Origin of the sequence: Acinetobacter pittii (assembly GCF_034064985.1) — a bacterium.
Taxonomy (GTDB): Bacteria; Pseudomonadota; Gammaproteobacteria; order Pseudomonadales; family Moraxellaceae; genus Acinetobacter; species Acinetobacter pittii_H.
The window spans coordinates 2,139,842-2,158,612 of the sequence record NZ_CP139249.1; the positions used below are offsets into that span (position 1 = coordinate 2,139,842).

Annotated in this window: 19 protein-coding genes; 12 read left to right on the forward strand and 7 right to left on the reverse strand. The window is 35.3% G+C overall.

What is annotated here, in order from left to right:
* Positions 1–9: 9 nt before the first annotated feature.
* Positions 10–555 carry a GNAT family N-acetyltransferase gene (gene yncA, locus SOI76_RS10190; RefSeq protein ID WP_104079517.1) on the reverse strand — a complete coding sequence of 182 codons (546 nt, stop codon included), beginning with the start codon at positions 553–555 and terminating at the stop codon, positions 10–12.
* Positions 552–1,145 (reverse strand): helix-turn-helix domain-containing protein, encoded by a 594-nt coding sequence (locus SOI76_RS10195; RefSeq protein WP_104079516.1) that lies wholly within the window; start codon positions 1,143–1,145, stop codon positions 552–554. The genes yncA and SOI76_RS10195 overlap by 4 nt, the downstream gene beginning before the upstream one ends.
* A 197-nt stretch (positions 1,146–1,342) precedes the next feature.
* Between SOI76_RS10195 and ruvC the strand changes: the two genes are divergently transcribed.
* Complete coding sequence (gene ruvC / locus SOI76_RS10200) at positions 1,343–1,888, forward strand: crossover junction endodeoxyribonuclease RuvC (RefSeq protein ID WP_002121356.1); 546 nt, start codon at positions 1,343–1,345, stop codon at positions 1,886–1,888.
* Between the two features lie 4 nt (positions 1,889–1,892).
* Here ruvC and SOI76_RS10205 read toward each other — a convergent pair whose 3' ends face one another.
* Positions 1,893–3,353 carry an NAD(P)H-hydrate dehydratase gene (locus tag SOI76_RS10205; protein ID WP_104079515.1) on the reverse strand — a complete coding sequence of 487 codons (1,461 nt, stop codon included), beginning with the start codon at positions 3,351–3,353 and terminating at the stop codon, positions 1,893–1,895.
* A 26-nt stretch (positions 3,354–3,379) separates the two neighbouring features.
* Here SOI76_RS10205 and queG point away from each other — a divergent pair, with 26 nt between their 5' ends.
* Both queG and bioB read left to right on the forward strand, forming a co-directional pair.
* Complete coding sequence (gene queG, locus SOI76_RS10210; RefSeq protein WP_205668405.1) at positions 3,380–4,480, forward strand: tRNA epoxyqueuosine(34) reductase QueG; 1,101 nt, start codon at positions 3,380–3,382, stop codon at positions 4,478–4,480.
* Positions 4,481–4,567: 87 nt separating this feature from the next.
* Positions 4,568–5,557 carry a biotin synthase BioB gene (gene bioB, locus SOI76_RS10215; protein WP_104079514.1) on the forward strand — a complete coding sequence of 330 codons (990 nt, stop codon included), beginning with the start codon at positions 4,568–4,570 and terminating at the stop codon, positions 5,555–5,557.
* Positions 5,558–5,605: 48 nt separating this feature from the next.
* On the opposite strand, the gene SOI76_RS10220 is transcribed toward bioB, so the two are convergent.
* Both SOI76_RS10220 and SOI76_RS10225 read right to left on the reverse strand, forming a co-directional pair.
* Positions 5,606–5,818, reverse strand: coding sequence for a hypothetical protein (locus tag SOI76_RS10220; protein ID WP_002121471.1), 213 nt, complete (start codon positions 5,816–5,818; stop codon positions 5,606–5,608).
* A gap of 63 nt (positions 5,819–5,881) precedes the next feature.
* Entirely contained in the window at positions 5,882–6,232 is a 351-nt protein-coding gene (locus SOI76_RS10225) for a hypothetical protein (protein WP_032053754.1), read from the reverse strand.
* Between the two features lie 409 nt (positions 6,233–6,641).
* Between SOI76_RS10225 and SOI76_RS10230 the strand changes: the two genes are divergently transcribed.
* The 5 genes from SOI76_RS10230 (at position 6,642) to SOI76_RS10250 (ending at position 12,393) form a co-directional block, all read left to right on the forward strand.
* On the forward strand, positions 6,642–7,214 hold the full coding sequence (locus SOI76_RS10230) for a fimbrial protein (protein ID WP_104079513.1): 573 nt from the start codon (positions 6,642–6,644) through the stop codon (positions 7,212–7,214).
* Positions 7,215–7,286: 72 nt separating this feature from the next.
* Positions 7,287–8,033 carry a molecular chaperone gene (gene mrkB, locus SOI76_RS10235; RefSeq protein ID WP_104079512.1) on the forward strand — a complete coding sequence of 249 codons (747 nt, stop codon included), beginning with the start codon at positions 7,287–7,289 and terminating at the stop codon, positions 8,031–8,033.
* A gap of 140 nt (positions 8,034–8,173) precedes the next feature.
* Positions 8,174–10,630 (forward strand): fimbria/pilus outer membrane usher protein, encoded by a 2,457-nt coding sequence (gene mrkC / locus SOI76_RS10240; protein ID WP_104079669.1) that lies wholly within the window; start codon positions 8,174–8,176, stop codon positions 10,628–10,630.
* Complete coding sequence (papC, locus tag SOI76_RS10245) at positions 10,627–11,646, forward strand: fimbrial protein (protein WP_104079511.1); 1,020 nt, start codon at positions 10,627–10,629, stop codon at positions 11,644–11,646. Before mrkC ends, papC begins: the two co-directional genes overlap by 4 nt.
* A 567-nt stretch (positions 11,647–12,213) precedes the next feature.
* Positions 12,214–12,393 (forward strand): hypothetical protein, encoded by a 180-nt coding sequence (locus SOI76_RS10250; RefSeq protein WP_104079510.1) that lies wholly within the window; start codon positions 12,214–12,216, stop codon positions 12,391–12,393.
* A 53-nt stretch (positions 12,394–12,446) separates the two neighbouring features.
* Here the strand turns inward: SOI76_RS10250 and hvrB are convergent, their stop codons facing one another.
* A complete protein-coding gene (gene hvrB, locus SOI76_RS10255) occupies positions 12,447–13,298 on the reverse strand; it encodes a LysR family transcriptional regulator (RefSeq protein WP_104079509.1) in 852 nt (283 codons plus the stop codon).
* A 94-nt stretch (positions 13,299–13,392) separates the two neighbouring features.
* Here hvrB and yyaM point away from each other — a divergent pair, with 94 nt between their 5' ends.
* The 3 genes from yyaM to SOI76_RS10270 all read left to right on the forward strand — a co-directional run bounded on the left by yyaM (position 13,393) and on the right by SOI76_RS10270 (position 16,668).
* Positions 13,393–14,322 carry a DMT family transporter gene (gene yyaM / locus SOI76_RS10260; protein ID WP_205668404.1) on the forward strand — a complete coding sequence of 310 codons (930 nt, stop codon included), beginning with the start codon at positions 13,393–13,395 and terminating at the stop codon, positions 14,320–14,322.
* 226 nt (positions 14,323–14,548) lie between these two features.
* Positions 14,549–15,013, forward strand: a complete 465-nt coding sequence (locus SOI76_RS10265; protein WP_104079508.1) for a hypothetical protein — start codon at positions 14,549–14,551, stop codon at positions 15,011–15,013.
* Between the two features lie 239 nt (positions 15,014–15,252).
* Positions 15,253–16,668, forward strand: coding sequence for a purine-cytosine permease family protein (locus SOI76_RS10270; RefSeq protein ID WP_104079507.1), 1,416 nt, complete (start codon positions 15,253–15,255; stop codon positions 16,666–16,668).
* A 60-nt stretch (positions 16,669–16,728) separates the two neighbouring features.
* Here the strand turns inward: SOI76_RS10270 and SOI76_RS10275 are convergent, their stop codons facing one another.
* Entirely contained in the window at positions 16,729–17,166 is a 438-nt protein-coding gene (locus SOI76_RS10275; protein WP_104079506.1) for a PACE efflux transporter, read from the reverse strand.
* 89 nt (positions 17,167–17,255) lie between these two features.
* Here SOI76_RS10275 and SOI76_RS10280 point away from each other — a divergent pair, with 89 nt between their 5' ends.
* Positions 17,256–18,140: a LysR family transcriptional regulator gene (locus SOI76_RS10280; protein WP_032053743.1), complete on the forward strand. Its 885-nt coding sequence runs from the start codon at positions 17,256–17,258 to the stop codon at positions 18,138–18,140.
* Positions 18,141–18,771: the final 631 nt, after the last annotated feature.

Sequence of the window (18,771 nt, forward strand, 5' to 3'; positions counted from 1 at the left end):
CCTTATTATTTATCCGTCAACTGGCTGCTGTGGCGTATTTAAATTTAACTGATAGAAAGCAGCATCTAACCATTGCCCAAACTTAAAACCAACTTGCTTAAAAGTACCTGCATGGATAAAGCCCATTTTTTCATGTAAACCGATACTCGCTTGGTTGGTTGCATCGATACAACCTATCAATACATGTAGATCTGCCTCTTGAGCGCGCTTAATCAATTCTTGCATTAGAATTTTGCTTAATCCACTGCCACGATGTTCATGATGAATATAAATACTATGTTCGACCGTATATTTATAGGCAGGAAAAGCCCTAAAGGTTCCCCAGCTCGCAAAACCCAATAATTTGTTTGTCTCATCCACAATACCAATCACTGGAAAACCTTGTTCTCTTTTGACTGAAAACCATGTTTTCATTGAATCAATTGAGCGCGGTACATAATCATACAGTGCTGTAGAATTAATAATTGCCTCATTCAGTATCTCTAATATAGCCGCTGCATGTTCTGCTTCATTACAATCAATTAAGCGAAAATTAGAATTGAGGGAATAGATCATAACGATTCCTTAACGGCAGATACGAGTTGACTAGAGACGACTAAGATATAGCGAGCGACTTGAGCTGAATTATTAGTGTATATAACAGGTTGGTTGAGTTGCATTGCTAAGCAATCTCCTTTGCTTAAAGCATAACAAGCTTCACCTAATTGAATATCAATTTGCCCTTCAACTACCCAAAGTTGTTGCTGTACAACATTAGAGGTTTCATTAATTTCATAAGTAATTCGAGCATGAGCCGGAAATTCAATTTCAACAATTTGAAATGGAGACTTCCAATTTGGAGGAGAGACTTGACGGCGAATATATCCTGTTTCAGGGTCTTTCCATTCGGATTGTTGAATACGTCGAACTATAGGTTGTGGTGATTGATTATTTTGTGAAGTGGCGAATAGTTGAGTTAAAGGAACCCCTAAACCATTTGCCAGCTTTTCAAGGACAACCGCCGTTGGACTTGCCTCACCTCTTTCAATGAGTGAAATTGCAGAACGGCTTACCTGACATCGACTAGCAAGAACATCTAGAGTATATCCACGTGATAGACGTAGTTCACGTACTTGCTGCGCAATGCGTATATTAATATCTTCCATCTGCTACAGACGTAAATTCCAAAATTATAGATAAGTATTCCATTAAAATAGAATTACATCAAATGATTTTAAACAATATCGATGGGTAAGATAAAAACCGAAAAATAACCATTCGTCACGGCTTTCTTTAAATTACTCATGCATAACCGTTTTGGCTATGTAACAATACTCTCTAAATTACTTATATAAGTCTTCACATGGCATTGATTATTGGAATTGACCCAGGTTCACGCTTAACAGGTTATGGAATCATTGAAAAAGATGGTAGCAAACTGCGTTTTGTTGATGCCGGTACAATCCGAACTGAAACTCAGGAAATGCCAGAGCGCTTAAAACGTATTTTTGCTGGCGTTGAGCGCATAGTGAAATTTCATGGCCCTACTGAAGCTGCAGTTGAGCAAGTCTTTATGGCTCAAAACCCAGACTCTGCCTTAAAACTGGGGCAAGCCCGTGGTGCTGCCATAGCCGCATTAGTTAATTTAGATTTACAAGTTGCAGAATATACTGCCCGTCAAATTAAACAATCTGTGGTTGGTTATGGCGCTGCCGATAAAGAACAAGTTCAAATGATGGTCATGCGATTACTTAATTTGACGATTAAGCCTCAATCCGATGCAGCCGATGCTCTTGCTGCTGCCATTTGCCATGCTCATGCATCGGGAAGCATGAGCAAACTGTCTGTTTTAAATGCTTTAGGTGGTATGGCACGTGGGCGAAGTCGCTCTAGCAGTCGCAGACGTTAAAAATTTATTGATTTACGACTCGAGTAATTGCCTGATTCATCTCAAAAGCCTGCAAGCCACGCATACCATTTTTAGCTAAAAGGTCTCCTGCTTGTGCATGAAGGGTAACAATCTCATGTAACGCAATATCTTTGTGGAATTGGGCTTTCAAGCTTGCAATCATTCCTGCTAACACATCACCCATTCCACCCGTTCCCATTCCAGCATTACCTTGTGTACAAATATACAAGTTTTTCTCTAAAATTAAGCTACCCGCTCCTTTAAGTACCCACTGGCCTTCATATTTTTGTTGTAATGCATAAATTGCAGCAATTCGGTCATTTTCAATTTGCGCTGTAGAAGAACCAAGTAAGGTAGCAGCTTCTCCCGGATGAGGCGTCGCATAAATATGTGTACCCAATTTTTCAGGTTGCTTTGCTAAAAACCATAAAGCATCTGCATCTAAAACAGTTTCTAGGTGGGTACTCTGATTTAATAAATTAAACCATTGCTGATAGATTTGCTTAGCCCACTCATCACGCCCTAGCCCCATTCCAAAACATACTGCATCAACTTGAGATAAAATCACTCTAATATTTTCTTCATCTAAAGCATTAATATCACGGAGCATAATATTAGGTGCCCGCGACAAAATAGCTTGATGATGATTACGATGACAAACCACCGTCACTTTACCTGCACCTGCATGAAAAGCAGCTTCAGCAGCCATAATGACTGCTCCACCCATTTGTTCATGCCCACCCACCACTAAAACATGCCCGTAGCTTCCCTTATGCCCAAATGCCATACGCTGAGGAAGTTTAATATTTGTGGGTGACAAATAAGCTAATGATTTCAGCTCTTCATCTATTGGAATTAAATTAACTAAATGAATTTGTCCCGCATATTCTTTTCCTTGTCCTGTAAATAATCCAGCTTTAAGTCCTAAAACAGTAAAGGTATGATCAGCTCGTATTGCACAAGGTAAAACACAACCTGTATTTGCATGCAAGCCACTCGGTATATCAATCGAAATTTTTAGACCAGATTGTTCATTAAATTGTTGAATAGGCTGTTGCCAATTAGTATTTAATTCACGATTTAAGCCTATGCCAAATAAAGCATCAATATGACAATCAAATGTTCTTTTAATATCGAAATTTGAATGAATTTGGAGTTTCATTTCTTTAGCGAATTGCGCTGCACAATGTAAATCATTTGACTCGCCCAATTGAGCCGCAAATATTTCAATCTGAAATCCAGCTTGTTTCAGGTAACCTGCTATAAAGTAACCATCACCTGCGTTATTCCCCTGTCCGCACCAAACAGCAATATTCTTGACAGCCCGATCTTTAAAAAGCTCAATAAGTTGCTGGACAATTGACCAAGCCGCTTGCTGCATTAAACCTAACGAGGAGTTTTGCGCAGCAAACCAGCGCCGCTCCCATGCTCGAATATCATCGCTATGGTAAACTACTGCCTGCATATTATTATCCTCTTGCATTTTGGTTTATGACATCTTCCGACACATCACGCATTGCAGTGCAACAAATTGATCCACATGAATTAAAAGCATGGATCAAAGCTCAAGCATTAGACTTGGGTTTTGCTGATTGTGTCATTGCAAAACCAGATGCTCAAGAGCAAATGCCACGTTTTTTAGAGTATCTAGAACGTGGTTATCATGCGGACATGACCTATTTAGAAGAAAATCTAGAAAAGCGAGCTAATCCAACATTATTAGTTCCTGGCACCAAAAGTATTATTTGTGTCCGTATGAATTATCTTGTGGAATCTCCAAAACCCAGATATGTACCTTTCGAACCAAACTCTGCCATTATCGCCCGTTATGCACGTGGCCGTGACTACCATAAAGTCATGCGTGGTAGATTGAAAACCTTAGCAACACGAATTCGTGAAAAAGTTGGTGACTTTGAATCTCGTCCTTTTGCAGATTCGGCACCTATTTTTGAAAAATCATTAGCAGAAAGTGCTGGAATGGGTTGGACAGGCAAACATACTTTGCTCATTCATAAAAAATCAGGTTCTTTTTTTGTTTTAGGTGAGCTATTTACATCACTCGACCTACCTTTCGACGAGCCTGCAACAGCACATTGTGGTTCTTGTAGCGCTTGTATTGATATTTGTCCGACGCAAGCAATTGTCGAGCCTTATATGTTAGATGCAAGACGTTGTATTGCTTATTTAACTATCGAATATAAAGGAATTATTGCTGAAGAATTACGTGCAGGTATTGGTAATCGAATTTTTGGTTGTGATGACTGTCAGTTAATCTGTCCATGGAACAGCTTTGCAAAAAAAGCTTCTATTACCGATTTCAACCCTAGGCATGGATTAGATAATATTAGTCTGCTTGATATCTGGCAGTGGGATGAAGCCACTTTTTTAGCCAATACAGAAGGTAGCCCTATTCGCCGGACAGGTTATCAATCATTTAAACGTAATATTGCCATCGGTTTAGGCAACGCACCTTATTCAAAAGAAATTGTAGATCAACTACAAAATGGCAAAAATTTACATGACGAAATCGTCAATGTGCATATTGATTGGGCAATTGAACAGCAACTTAATCAACTTCAGTCATCAAATTAAAAAAATGATGTTTTTTGCCCTATAGCTTTAATGCGAATTCTGTATGATTATGTGTAGTGAATTAATGCCATCATCATGGATATGACAATGACTCTACGTAATGATTGGAATCGTGAAGAAATCCAAGCTTTATATGAACAACCTTTTTTGGATTTAGTTTTCAAGGCTCAGCAAGTACATCGTGAGCACTTCACTGCCAATTCGATTCAGGTCAGTACCCTTTTATCTATTAAAACGGGTAAATGTCCTGAAGATTGCAAATACTGCTCACAATCGGCACATTACGAATCAAAACTAGAAGCAGAAAAACGTATTGCTGTTGAAAAAGTGATTAGTGAAGCGAAAGCTGCAAAAGATTCAGGTTCTTCACGTTTTTGTATGGGTGCTGCTTGGCGTAACCCACATGAGCGCGATATGCCTTATGTTTTAGAAATGGTACGTGAAGTTAAAGCATTAGGTATGGAAACCTGTATGACTTTAGGCATGCTTAACCAATCTCAAGCAGAACGCCTAAAAGTTGCTGGTTTAGATTACTACAACCACAATTTAGATACATCTCGTGAGTATTATTCTCACATCATTAGTACTCGTACTTTTGATGACCGTTTAAATACACTTGATTATGTTCGTCAAGCTGGTATGAAAGTTTGTAGTGGCGGTATTGTGGGTTTAGGCGAAAGTCGTGAAGACCGAATTGGTTTATTACATGAACTAGCTACCCTACCAATTCATCCTGAATCTGTGCCAATCAATATGCTTGTTCCTATTGAAGGAACACCTTTAGCTGATGTTGAAAAGCTTGATGTAATTGAGTGGATTCGTACTATTGCTGTGGCGCGTATTATCATGCCGCATAGCTATATTCGTTTATCTGCTGGTCGCGAATCATTAAGTGATTCAGATCAAGCCTTAGCATTTATGGCAGGTGCAAACTCATTATTCTCTGGCGATAAATTACTGACCACACCAAATGCCGGTGAAGGTAAAGACCAAGCTTTATTTAATAAACTAGGTTTAACGGCTGAAAAACCAAAGCCAACAGTTTCTGATTTATCAGTAGATGCAATGAGTGCTTAACTCAAGTTCAAAAATTTAAAAGCCCTGATTATTCAGGGCTTTTTTCATTTATATAGAAGTTACTAATATTCCGTAAGTGGCATTTAGAAAGGTTCCGACTCGAATAATATCCTTACCTGCTGCATGCGTTACTGTGAACTCTTGGCTCAACACATCAAAATTAAAAGAATCAAAAACATCTTGATGGTGTAAAAGCCAAGTCACTGTATCTGCTACATTCTCATCCGCAATATAAGTTAAGGCCTTAAAGTCTTTACTCATAAATAACTCTTAAAAATAAATTTTATGAATTTTATATGAGTTCATTCTACCTTAAAAGAAAATCTAAGCTGCTTTAGGATTTACCAACGAACGACCTGACAATAGACTTGCCAAGGCTTGAGGTGTAAATTCTAAAGAAAGTACATGGTTTTTGAGATTGACTGAATGCTTACTAATTAATGGAAGTAAGCCATCTTCTGTTTCAAAGACATATTCATCTGCAATATTTAAGATACCTTCAAGATTTGTCGTACTCGAAGCAAGATCATGGCTAAAGATGTCATAAATAGTTTGCAAGTTAAAGGTTGTTTGCTGTTCCGTCGGATGCTTAATGAGATAATCCTTTAAAAATAAAACTAATTTATGAGCAAAGAAAAAGTAATTAGGTTTATAGCTATACTTCATACTATTCATGGAACTGAACTCCAGATTATCTTTTATTAAATTACAACTAAAACAGTAGGAATTGAATCTTAAAAAATTCTTAAAAAAATAAATTATTTCACAAGTTAAATGAAAAACACATTTAATATTATAAAACAACAACTTAATGCCATATTCAACAATTTTATAATAAAAACTATTTTAAATTTAAATTAATTTAATAAAATACAAACACTTAAATATTTTAAGTTTTTAATTTTATTTTAATGACATAATAGTTAATTATTTTACCAAATGATAAAAAATATCTTGCCCACTCATTCTTAATAAAAATAAATTGATCAAAATATATATAAATATAATGTTTTTCTTGTTTTTTGTTTGAAAAGTGATATATTTCCATCGCCTTACTTAATCAGAATAAACTTACTGAAAAGTAATGGATTTTATTTTAAAAGGCTATTCTGGGGATTTTATGAAAAAATTTATTTTTATGGCGGCTGTTTCTCTCTTAAATATAGCAAATGCACAAGCTGCAGATGGCACAATTACTATTAATGGTCTTGTCACGGATAATACTTGTACTATTGATACTGGAGATAAAAATTTAACAATCAATTTACCTACAGTTTCATCTCAAACCTTAAAGAATGCAGGTGATGTGGCTGGTCGTACGCCTTTTCAAATTAACTTAACGAACTGTGCCGCTGCTGGTAAAGTTGCAACTTATTTTGAACCAGGTGCTACCGTTGACTTTAATACGGGCCGTTTATTAAACCAAGCCACTTCTGGTGCAGCAACAAATGTGAATATTCAATTACTTGGCAGCAATAACACTGTAATTCCTGTACTTGCTACAAGCACCAATGAAACTCAAACGAATTCACAATGGGTAAATGTTTCAGCAGGTGGTAGTGCTGACCTTAACTATTATGCTGAATATTATGCTACAGGCGCTTCTACTGCCGGTACGGTAACATCGCAAGTAAAATACACGATTATTTATCAATAAAATTAAAATTGAAGCTTCTATTCATGAATAGAAGCTATCTCCTACTATTATTTATTATTGAGAATATGACTCATGCTTTTTCGTGGTCGTAAATTTTTTTGGGGATTAGTTTGCCTACAGGCAGTACTAACTGCTACGGGTCATGCTGAAATTGTTTTACACGGTACACGTGTCATTTATCCTTCAAATGCACGTGAAATCACATTACAACTGAGTAATAACGGTACTGCCCCGTCTCTTGTGCAAGCGTGGATTGATGATGGAAATGCTAAGTCAACACCAGATGAAGCAAACGTCCCCTTCATTATTACACCACCGATTTCGCGGGTAGAGGCAACTAAGGGACAAACCTTAAGAATTACAGCTTTACCAACCTCATCTCAACTTAGCCAGCAACAAGAATCGATTTTTTGGCTTAATGTTTTAGATATACCTCCTAAACCAGAAGGGAAAACTCAACAAAAAGACCAAGTCACTTCTACCTCTAATAATTTTTTGCAACTCGCTGTTCGCTCAAGAATTAAATTCTTTTATCGCCCTACAGACCTAAAAGAAAATGTTGGTCAACTCAGTGACAAAGTCGAATGGAAGATAAATGATCAATATATAGCAATAAAAAATCCTACGCCGTTTTTCCTCACTATTACTTCAATTTTTCAAACAAGTGAAGGTCATAAAACAGACTTATTACAGCAAGGTCTAATGATTGCCCCTTTTTCAGAGGATAAAATAAAACTAAAAAATAAAAACTTAGCAGATATGAGCTTTGTATATATCAATGATTACGGTGGACGAGTTGAGCATCTAATAAAGTTCTAACCTCACTGTATTACTTAAGAAAATTTAACTACCTATCATGAATAGGCTCTAAAACTATGTCTAAATGGTTTATACCTTATATATGTTTAAAAAGCCCTTTTACTTGTTACGTCGTATCAAGTATTACGCTATTCATGTCTGTGGCTGCATATGCTAAAAATAATACTGATGTTTCACATTTCTCAAGAGCCGAATTTGATAGTAATTTCTTAGTCGGTAACGCACAAAAAATTGATATAGCTCGATTCAAATATGGAAACCCGATCTTACCTGGTGAATATAGCTTAGATGTCTATGTGAATGGTCAATGGCTAGGTAAGCGGCGCATGCAATTTAATGCCCTAATTCCCAACACAAATGCTGAAACATGTTTTACAGAAGCCATGTTGCTTGAATATGGTGTAAAAGCTGATGTTCTAAGTCAACATGACTCTACTTCATCTCTTTCATGTAAAGCTCTCGCTTCATGGATAGATAATGCTTTTTATGTATTTGATAGTTCCCGTTTAAGAATTGATATTTCAATTCCACAAGTCGTCTTAGAAAAAAATGCGCAGGGCTATATCGATCCACATTTGTGGGATCGCGGTATTAATGCGGCTTTTTTAACCTATAACGCAACGGCATATCGAATAGTGAATGAACAGCATGAAAATACATATGCTTTTATGGGAACCAATCTCGGAGCAAATTTAGCAAGTTGGCAGTTTCGCCATAATGGACAATGGAAATGGCAAAGCCAGTCTGGCTATCAATCCAATAATTCTTCTTATACCTCAACAAATACATATGTACAAAAGGCCTTTCCCCAGATTCATGGTGTTGTGACCTTAGGAGATTATTTTACTAATAGCGATTTTATCGATTCTTTACCCTATCGCGGCGTAAACATTTCAAGTGATGACCGAATGCTTCCAAATAGTATGGTGGGTTATGCTCCAAGAGTCCGAGGTTATGCCAAAACCAATGCAAAAGTCGAGGTGAGACAACAAGGTAATTTAATCTATCAGACCACCGTACCACCTGGAAACTTTGAAATTAATGACCTCTATCCAACGGGATTTGGAGGTGAATTACAAGTTTCAGTAATTGAATCTAATGGAGCAATTCAAAAATTCTCTATTCCCTATGCTTCTGTCATTGAAATGCTGCGCCCACAAATGAGTCGATATTCACTCACTTTAGGACAATTCCGCGATTCAAATGTTAAATTAACTCCATGGTTAATCCAAGGTAAATATCAACGAGGAATTAATAATTACCTCACGACTTATAGTGCAGCTCAAGGGACGCAACAATATTTCTCTGTATTATTAGGTACAGCTTTTTCAACACCAATTGGAGCTATTTCTTTTGATGTCACTCACTCAAATGCCGAATTTGCTCAACAGCCTAAAATGGCAGGGCAAAGTTATCGTTTAAGTTACAGTAAGCTATTTTCTCCAACGCATACCAATTTAACATTAGCAACTTATCGTTATTCAACAGAAAACTATCTCAAATTGCGTGATGCAATTTTAATTCGAGACTTACAACAACAAAATATTGATAGTTTTTCAGTAGGCAAACAAAAAAGTGAATTCCAACTTACTTTAAATCAAGCCCTCCCAAACCAGTGGGGAAATTTCTATTTAGTAGGCTCGTGGACAAACTATTGGAATCAAACTACTCCTAATAAGCAGTTCCAATTAGGTTATAGCAATCAATTTAAAGATTTAACTTATAGTTTATCTGCAATTAATAGTGAAATTACCCAAGCTGATGGGCGGGCTGGCCAAGATACTCAATACCTAGCCTCTCTATCCTTTCCATTAGATTTTAAGAAAACTTCTTTAAATTTGAATAGTATTCTAAGTAAAGATAGCCAAATTTTAAGCTTAAGCGGGTTTACAGGAAGTCGTTTGAACTACGGCGCATCAATTTCTAATCAAGGTCAGGGTCAAACTAACCTCAATATTAATAGTAACTATAAAACAAACTACACAACCATTGGCGCTTCAATAAGTTATGCCGATTCCTATCAACAAGAAATGCTTAACTTAAGTGGCAATATCGTTGCACACTCCCAAGGACTTCTATTTGGTCCAGACCAAGCTCAAACAATGGTATTAGTTTACGCGCCAGATGCGACAGGAGCACAAGTCGGGAATACGCCAGGGCTAAGCATTAACAAAAAGGGGTATGCCGTGATTCCGTATGTTACACCCTACCGTATGAATGATATTAGCCTTGACCCGCAAAATATGTCTACGCAAGTTGAGCTAGCTGAAAGTAGCTTACGTATCGCACCCTATGCAGGTTCAATCACTAAAGTTCAATTCACAACAAAAAAAGGTTATGCACTTTTTATTAATACAACCAGTTTAGATGGCTCACATTTACCTTTTGCAGCGCAAGTGTACAACCTAAATAACGAGGTCATAGGTATTGTTGCGCAAGGCAGTCGTATTTATTTAAGAACACCCTTAAGCCATGACCGTTTATATGTGAAATGGGGAGATAAGAGTACAGAAAAATGCGAACTAGAATACGATATAACCGATCAAATAAAGCATAACAACCAACCAATTATTATGACAAAGGCAGTCTGTAAATGAATAATATTTTTAAAAAAATTGGATTTTTAGGTGTAAGTCTATTTGCTTATAACCATACAAATGCAAACTGTACTTTAAGTAAAGGATTTACCACTGTCGATATTCCAATGAATATTGGTAAAATCGTTGTAAAACCGACAGATCCTATAGGAACCATATTACAAAGGAATACTTTTTCGATCTCTCCAAATAACTCAAGTGCAACATGTAGCCGTGCGAGTGATCAAATTATTGCAGCTCTTCCCTTAAACTATCCAATTAGTCCAATAGGTAATAATGTCTATGCAACCAATATTCCCGGTATTGGTATTCGTCTTTATCGTGAAGCTGCAGATGCTTCAGATTTTTCTGGATATTATCCATATAGACGTACATTAACGCCCAATACAGCCTATACGCTTTCTTCAGGGTATTTTGTTATGGAAGTGATTAAAACTGCGATGACAACAGGTTCAGGCGCCTTAGTAGCAGGCCGTTATAGTACTTATTATGTATCAGGGCAACAGAATCGCCCATTTCTAACCACTACCGTATTAAGTAATGCCCCTATTCTAATCGCGTCCTCATCATGTGAAATTCAAAATGGAATAGATACTCCTGTGCAACTTCCTAATGTTATGAAGTCAGGTTTTAAAGCGATTGGTTCAACACAAGGTGAACAGAGTTTTAACCTATCGATTGTATGTAATGGCGGCGAGAATAACTCTGGTATAGCTACGAGCAACACGATCAGCTTAAGTTTTGATTATAACTCTGACCCCACCAATAATCAGGTCATTAATAATAGTGCTGCAAATTCAAACAAAGCCAATGGTGTTGGTGTAGAACTGCTATGGAATATGAATGGCGCTAACAGCCCCATTCAAAAAACAGCCAAACAAAATATAGGTACAATCAATTCCAACCAAATTATAGAATATGATATTCCCTTAACTGCTCGCTACTATCAAACAGCAACTAATGTAAGCGCAGGTATAGTTACCGCAACAGCAACGGTGACTATTCAATATGATTAATTCATCCCCTGTACCATTTATTAAAAATAAAAAATTAGATGTTGCTAAAAACTTAAATTTTGAACTTTTTTAAACTTTGTAGTTATATTAAAAAATTCCATAAAAAAATGCTCATAAGCGAAAATAGCAAATGAGCATTAGTGATAACCACTTAACCTGAAATACAAATTGTGGGAAATAGATCACAATTTGCTTGACTATAATTCCAAAATCTAACTCGAAAATCAAGTCTTTTTTTTATTAAAAAGTTAAAAAAATAAAGTAAGTCATTGTTTTAAATAAATTTAAAAAGTATATTTAATTTCAAAACAACTATTCTATAGCGTTTCTAAAGAATTATCATTCTATTAATTAATAAAAACTTAATTTTAAGAAAATCTAAAAGGACCGCTTTTAAGTGGATTAAAAATATTTAATGTAATTTCAAAAACTTAAATCTAAATATTAAAAATTAATGATTATAACAATTATAAAGAATTACATAATTTATAAGAAAAAAAACATAAATAAATTTAGAAATCCCCTTCAATTACAAACAAGATCTTAGGCTTTTCACTAGAACGTAACATGCTCATTTTTTGGAAAATATTATGTATTATTTTATTAAGTCTAGGAGCCTTCAGCATAGGGTGTGCAATTAGTAAAATTGATTTTTTTCTATTTTTAATAGGTCTACTTTTATTGTTATCTTTTATATTAGCTTTAAAACAAGCATGGGAAGATGCAGGCTTTTTTTCTGATAACTAGATAAAACCACTTTGCTGTTACTATCTATATCTACCGTGTTTATTAAAGAAAATTTATATTTTGAAAGGTTCGAAGCAGCTTACAAGAAAGTCCATCACCACTCGTATAGCAGGACTATGTCGTAAATCTTCGTGTGTAACTAACCAGATTTCAGCACTCATTGGATAGTCATCTTCTAATCTAACCAAATTGCTAAATGCACCTAAAAAATCTGGTAAGACCGCTAAACCAATTTCTCCGCATGCAGCTCTCCACTGCAGCTCAGGATGATTAGTAACCATTATTGGATCTTTATAGTTTAATCTTTCCTTTAGCTTCTGCTGTTTTTGACCATGTACTCCTCCTACTTCTACACTAATCCATTCATAATTTTCAGGCTTTGTTGAAGCCAAATAATTTGGACCCGCATATATTCCAAAAGGTATTTCACCTACTTTGCGTGCAACTAAATTTTCATCTTTAGGACGTCCAAACCTTACCGCTATATCAGCCTCACTATGCTGTAAAGAAACATAATGAACATCACCGAGCACCCGTAATTTTAACTGCGGATAATGGCGATAAAATTTACCCAAATGAGGCATGATGAGATGTGCAGCAGTTAAGGGAGGCATACTAATAGAGACACTTCCCATTACTTCTTGCTGACCTGCTTGAGTTAAACGCTCGATAGAAAAAGTTTCTTCCATCATACGAGCAACTACTTGTGCAAGACGTTCCCCATCAGGAGTTAGAATGTATGTGCGTGGCCTACGATCAACTAATTTAAGTTTTAAGTTTTGTTCTAGCTGAGCAATTCTTCTAGATACTGTTGCATGGTCTACACCCAATTTTCTGGCAGCAGCAGAAAGTGACTTTTCTTCTGTAAAAACTGAAAAGTAATGCAAATTTTCCCAATCAATCATTGTGCAAATTTTCACATTAGAAGTGTATTAATATGGAATTGTACACCTTTATAGATTTGTCGAGAATAAAACCTTTCTTAATGGGAGCCTGTCCATGAACAGAACGGTGGCTTATGCCTATGCTGGTGTTGTCTTAACGATGTTTTTTTGGGGATCAGCATTTAATGCAATGTCTTATATTATTCAACATATGCCCCCGTTATCTGCTGCGTCTGAACGTTTTTTTATTGCAAGTCTAGGCTTACTCTTAATCTTTTCAATAACAGGCCAGCTTAGATGGACAGCCTTAAGACAGAATCTAGCTATCTATCTGATTATTGGTATTATCGGAATTGCGGGATTCAACATCGGCTGTTTTTATGGACTTCAAACCACATCAGCTGTTAACGGTGCTTTAATTATGGCAACCACGCCATTAATGACTCTATTAATGACAATCCTTTTAGATGGTGAAAAACTTACCACTAATAAATTCTTAGGCGTTTTATTTGGCTTAAGTGGTGTGTTACTGGTGATTAGTCAGGGACATATAACGACTTTGCTGCACCTCAAAATAGACATTGGAGATCTATTTATATTATTGGGCGCATTTGGATTTTGTCTTGCAAATGTACTGTCTCGCCGTTATGTAAAAAATGCTACTCCCTTAGAAACAACAACTTTTTCTATGCTGTTCGGGGCAATAACACTTGGTTTGTTGAGTGTGATATTTGAAGATCCTCTTACAGCGATTACATCTGCCCCGATTAATGCGCACTTAGCCATGGGATATGTTGTTATCTGCTCTACCATGATTGCTTATCTATTCTGGTTTAATGGCATACAAAAGTTAGGTGCTGGTCGTGCTTCTGTCTTTTTTAACTTTGTGCCAGTGTTCAGTATGATAATTGCTCTACTTACTGGACAAACCCTCAATATCTGGCAGTTAGTAGGAACAGTTTTAGTGATGCTTGGTGTAATGAGTAGCGGAGGATTTTTTAAAATTAAAAGCACTCCACTTATGGCAAAACATTGTACAAAATAAGAAATATGCTGCTACATTAAAAATCTATGCTTAATATGTAGCAGCATTTCAAATATATAAATTATTTCTTTAAATTCTTATATTTTCAAAAAAATTTTTTACATTTGTGATGGTTTATACAAAAGCTCATCTTAATTATTCCGTTGTAACAAATACTGTATGTTTCTTTAAAATTTAATAAATGATTGCCATATATAGTTTTAAAACAACCAAAGGAGATATTAAAATGAAGCTGGATTTTACAACAATTGAAAAGCAAGCCAGATTGCTACAAGAAGAGCAAGAAAAGATTGAGCAACGAGACCATGAATTTCAAGTTGCTTTAGATAAACACAGAGAATCCCTTAAGAATTTATTTAAAGATCTTTTCTCTGACAGAGAAATTAAGACAGAAAATGGAGGCCACTTCTGTGTAACCTTCGGTGATTTCAAAATTTCCTTATTGATTGAAACTGCTAAATTTGAAAATGGCGTTCCTGTAAAATTAAACTCCGTAAATCCTGTTATTATTAAATGCAAGAAAGATAAGCCGATTGCAAAAGCACAGTTTACAGATGCAACCCAATATCTAGATAACCATTTAGACACTCCAAATTATCAGTATTATTTTAAGCAAGAGGATAAGACCCAACTGGTACAATTTTCTGAACTTCCCACTTATTTCCAACTTGTTTTAGACGCAAATGCATAAAATCGAGCCCTCTGCAGAGGGCTTTTTCATATATTATTTTTTATCATTTAACTTTTAAAAATAAAATCAGTCAAATACTTTTTCTATTTATTTATGAATTATTTAACTCAAGTTTAACGTCCAGTACTTCAAAAATATTTGATTCTTCTTAAAATTACTTGTATATACATGTTCATATTTGATTATACAAATATGAATAAATAAGAATAGGATGGCTCTTAAAGGATAAGGAGAGTGAAATGGACTCATCGGCTGGGAAACCTAATAGTAGTTTTATAGAAAACCGAAGCATTGATTTTATTCCTGAAAATGAAAGACACGGAGGTGTGTTTGCTCAATTCACCCTTTGGTTCGGTGCCAACTTACAAATCACAGCCATTGTGACAGGCGCGCTAGCAGTTGTGTTAGGTGGAGATGTTTTTTGGTCTATTATCGGCTTATTAGTAGGACAATGTTTTGGTGCTGCCGTCATGGCACTGCATGCTGCCCAAGGTCCTAAACTTGGTCTCCCTCAAATGATTTCAAGCCGTGTGCAATTTGGGGTTTATGGCGCTTGTATTCCAATCATACTCGTTTGCCTTATGTATATTGGTTTTACCGCAACTGGAGAGGTATTAGCGGGTAAAGCAATTGCACATTTGGCACATGTCAGCAATACAACTGGTATCTTAATTTATGCAAGTTTAATCATTTTATTCGCAACGATTGGATACCGTTTAATCCATTTGGTAGGCAAAGTAGCCAGTATTATTGGTTTGATTGCTTTTGTGATTATTTTGACTCAGATCTTAGCACTTTCTGATTTTTCTGAACTCTTAGCAATACGTCATTTCAGCTGGTCTTCATTCTTGTTAGCAGTTTCCCTTTCTGCTTCTTGGCAAATCTCTTTCGGACCATATGTTGCAGATTATTCTCGATATCTTCCAACTAAAACATCTTCATCTCGTGTTTTTTGGGCAGTCGGCTTAGGTTCTTTAATTGGCTCACAAATTTCTATGACCTTAGGCGTTTTAATCGCTCAGGTTGCAAACGGCAATTTTGTTGGAAATGAAGTTCAATATGTTGTTGGTATGAACCCAATTGCCCTTGTCGTAACCTTTCTATATTTTAGTATCGCTTTTGGAAAAGTTACTCTGACGACTTTAAACGCCTATGGTAGTTTTATGTGTATTGCTACGATTTGGAATAGTTTCAAATCGACAAATCAAATCTCAAAAATAACAAGATTATTGATTGTCCTTGCAATGGTTGTAGTCTCAACCTTTATTGCAATTATAGGTGAGCATACTTTTTTAAGTGCTTTTAAAGCATTTATTTTGTTTTTACTTACCTTTTTTATTCCATGGAGTGCCATTAATCTTGTTGATTACTACTTCATCTCTAAAGAAGAATGTGATGTAGATGCACTCTATGATCCCAATGGCAAGTATGGTCGTTGGAATCGAATTGGAATTACCTGCTACTTTCTAGGTATTTTGATTCAACTACCATTTATTGATAGTAAATTCTATACAGGTCAAATTTCAGCAATGTTAGGAGGAATCGATTTATCGTGGCTTGTAGGCCTTATCTCTACAGCATTGATTTACTATATTTTCGCCAAGAAAGCTCAACTCAAGTTTTCAAAACAATTAGTGATTGATCAAATCAAATAATTGAACTTAATAAGCTATCAAAGTTGATCACCTTGATAGCTTATTAATATGATTTGGTGACTATTCTTGTAGAGCTTTAGCCTGTGCCGAAATAGGCAATCCAAATAACTTATCAAAGCTCCAATTGAATATAAAAGTATAGATAGGAATAATGATAATAAAGGCCACATCTAACCAAAAAGCAGCAACCAGAGAAATATCCATCCACCACGAAATAAGAGGAATCAAAAACAAGACTAAGGTAAGTTGGAAACCAATAGCATGCCCCACTCTACGCTTAACTGTACGGACATTACTGGTTTGTTTAGCTTCCCATTTCTCATATAAAATATTGTAGATAAAATTCCAAGTCACAGCGATGGTTGTAATCATGACAGATAGTGGCCCTGTATGTTCAACACTATCACCTGCCAAAATCGCTAACCCTACTGATGAAATAATCATTCCGATTATTTCGTAAGAAGATACATATACAATTCGACGTTTTATACCTTGCATAACCCACAAACTCTGCTTAATTTTTTATATTTTAATTTCAGTCAAAATCATATATAAAGTTAATAGCTTTCAGTTCAATTGATATCAAAATGAATTTTAATAGTGAAAATATTGAACTATTCATCACCGTACTCGATACAGGTTCTTTCTCTGCAGCCGCCCGTAAACTAAATCGGGTACCCTCAGCAGTAAGTATGGCCGTAGCTAATTTAGAGGCAGAATTGGGTTACACCTTATTTGAGCGTACTCCTCGCAAGGTCATTCCAACCGCCACAGCACTAGCTTTGGAACCTCAAGCACGGATTATTTCTGAACAACTTAGGCTATTTAGTACCCATGCCCATGAACTTTCTTTAGGACTTGAAAGTAAATTGCGGATTGGTGTGGTCTCAGATGTAAATACAAAATTATTATTCCATTCAATAAAGAAATTAGCCGATAAATTCCCCTTACTGAACATAGAAGTTATTACTGCTCCCCAAGACGACATTGTTAATTTACTTTATACAGAGCAAATTAGTCTTTGCTTAGCAGGTTCAGACCTCAATATAAAAATGCGTGAGAATCTACAATTGGTAATGACTGAAACAGTAGTGGCTACTATTTCGTCTAGCCATACTCTTCTACAAGAAAAATCAAAGCAATTTTCTATTGAAGAGTTAATCAATATTAGACAAATTGTTGTGGCGAGTAGTGAGCATGAAATGACAGATCCCCGTTCAATTATTGGTGCAATGTATTGGAAAACGAATAGTCTACAAACAGCAATTAATATGGTTGAAGCAGGACTTGGCTGGGGAAATTTTCCTTTATCTTTAGTACAAGAAAAAATTGATCAAGGTCATTTAGTACTTTTAGATTTCAAAAATACAAAAAATCATTTACCCCTATCAATCTATTTAATTTGGCTTCAAGATCGCCCTTTACCTAAAGCAGCTCGCGAGCTAATTCAAATTATTCAAGAAAATTTATAAATTTTTATATATTAATCATAAAAACTTATAGATATTTTTATGATATCAATTCTTGCTAAATCTATTTTCTTTAAAGTTTGAATTTATTGCTGTGTACTATTTTTACCACTATTGTTAAAAGCAAAAAGCCTACTCAAAAAGTAGGCTGCTTACTGTATTTCAGGATTAAGCAATAATATTTTATTTTGTAAAAAATACAATTATACTTTATTAAACCCAAGTGTTTTAGTCAAGAATAAAATTGATAAGATACAAAGAATTACATTGGTGTCATGACAACCGTTCTTGAAGTCTGTTATGGAAAATATTTTAGAAAAAAGAAGGTTATTTCAATGATAAAAACTTCCATTCTCTTCTCTTAAAAGCTTATCCGTTTTTAGTAAAAAACGATCGAAAAATAAAGAATAAATATTATATTTTTAAATTAACTAAATCCTTATATCTAAAATATTGTAAATACGTTTACTCATTACTTCTATATTTCAAAGTAATTGTCTTACTACCTCGATTAAACTTTTTAACAATATAATTTAACATGAATTTATTCTAAAGTACTAATTTTATATTTTCTCTAAAAATTAGTACTAAAACCTCATTTAAGTTATTTTAACCGAATAATTTTTTAATATTA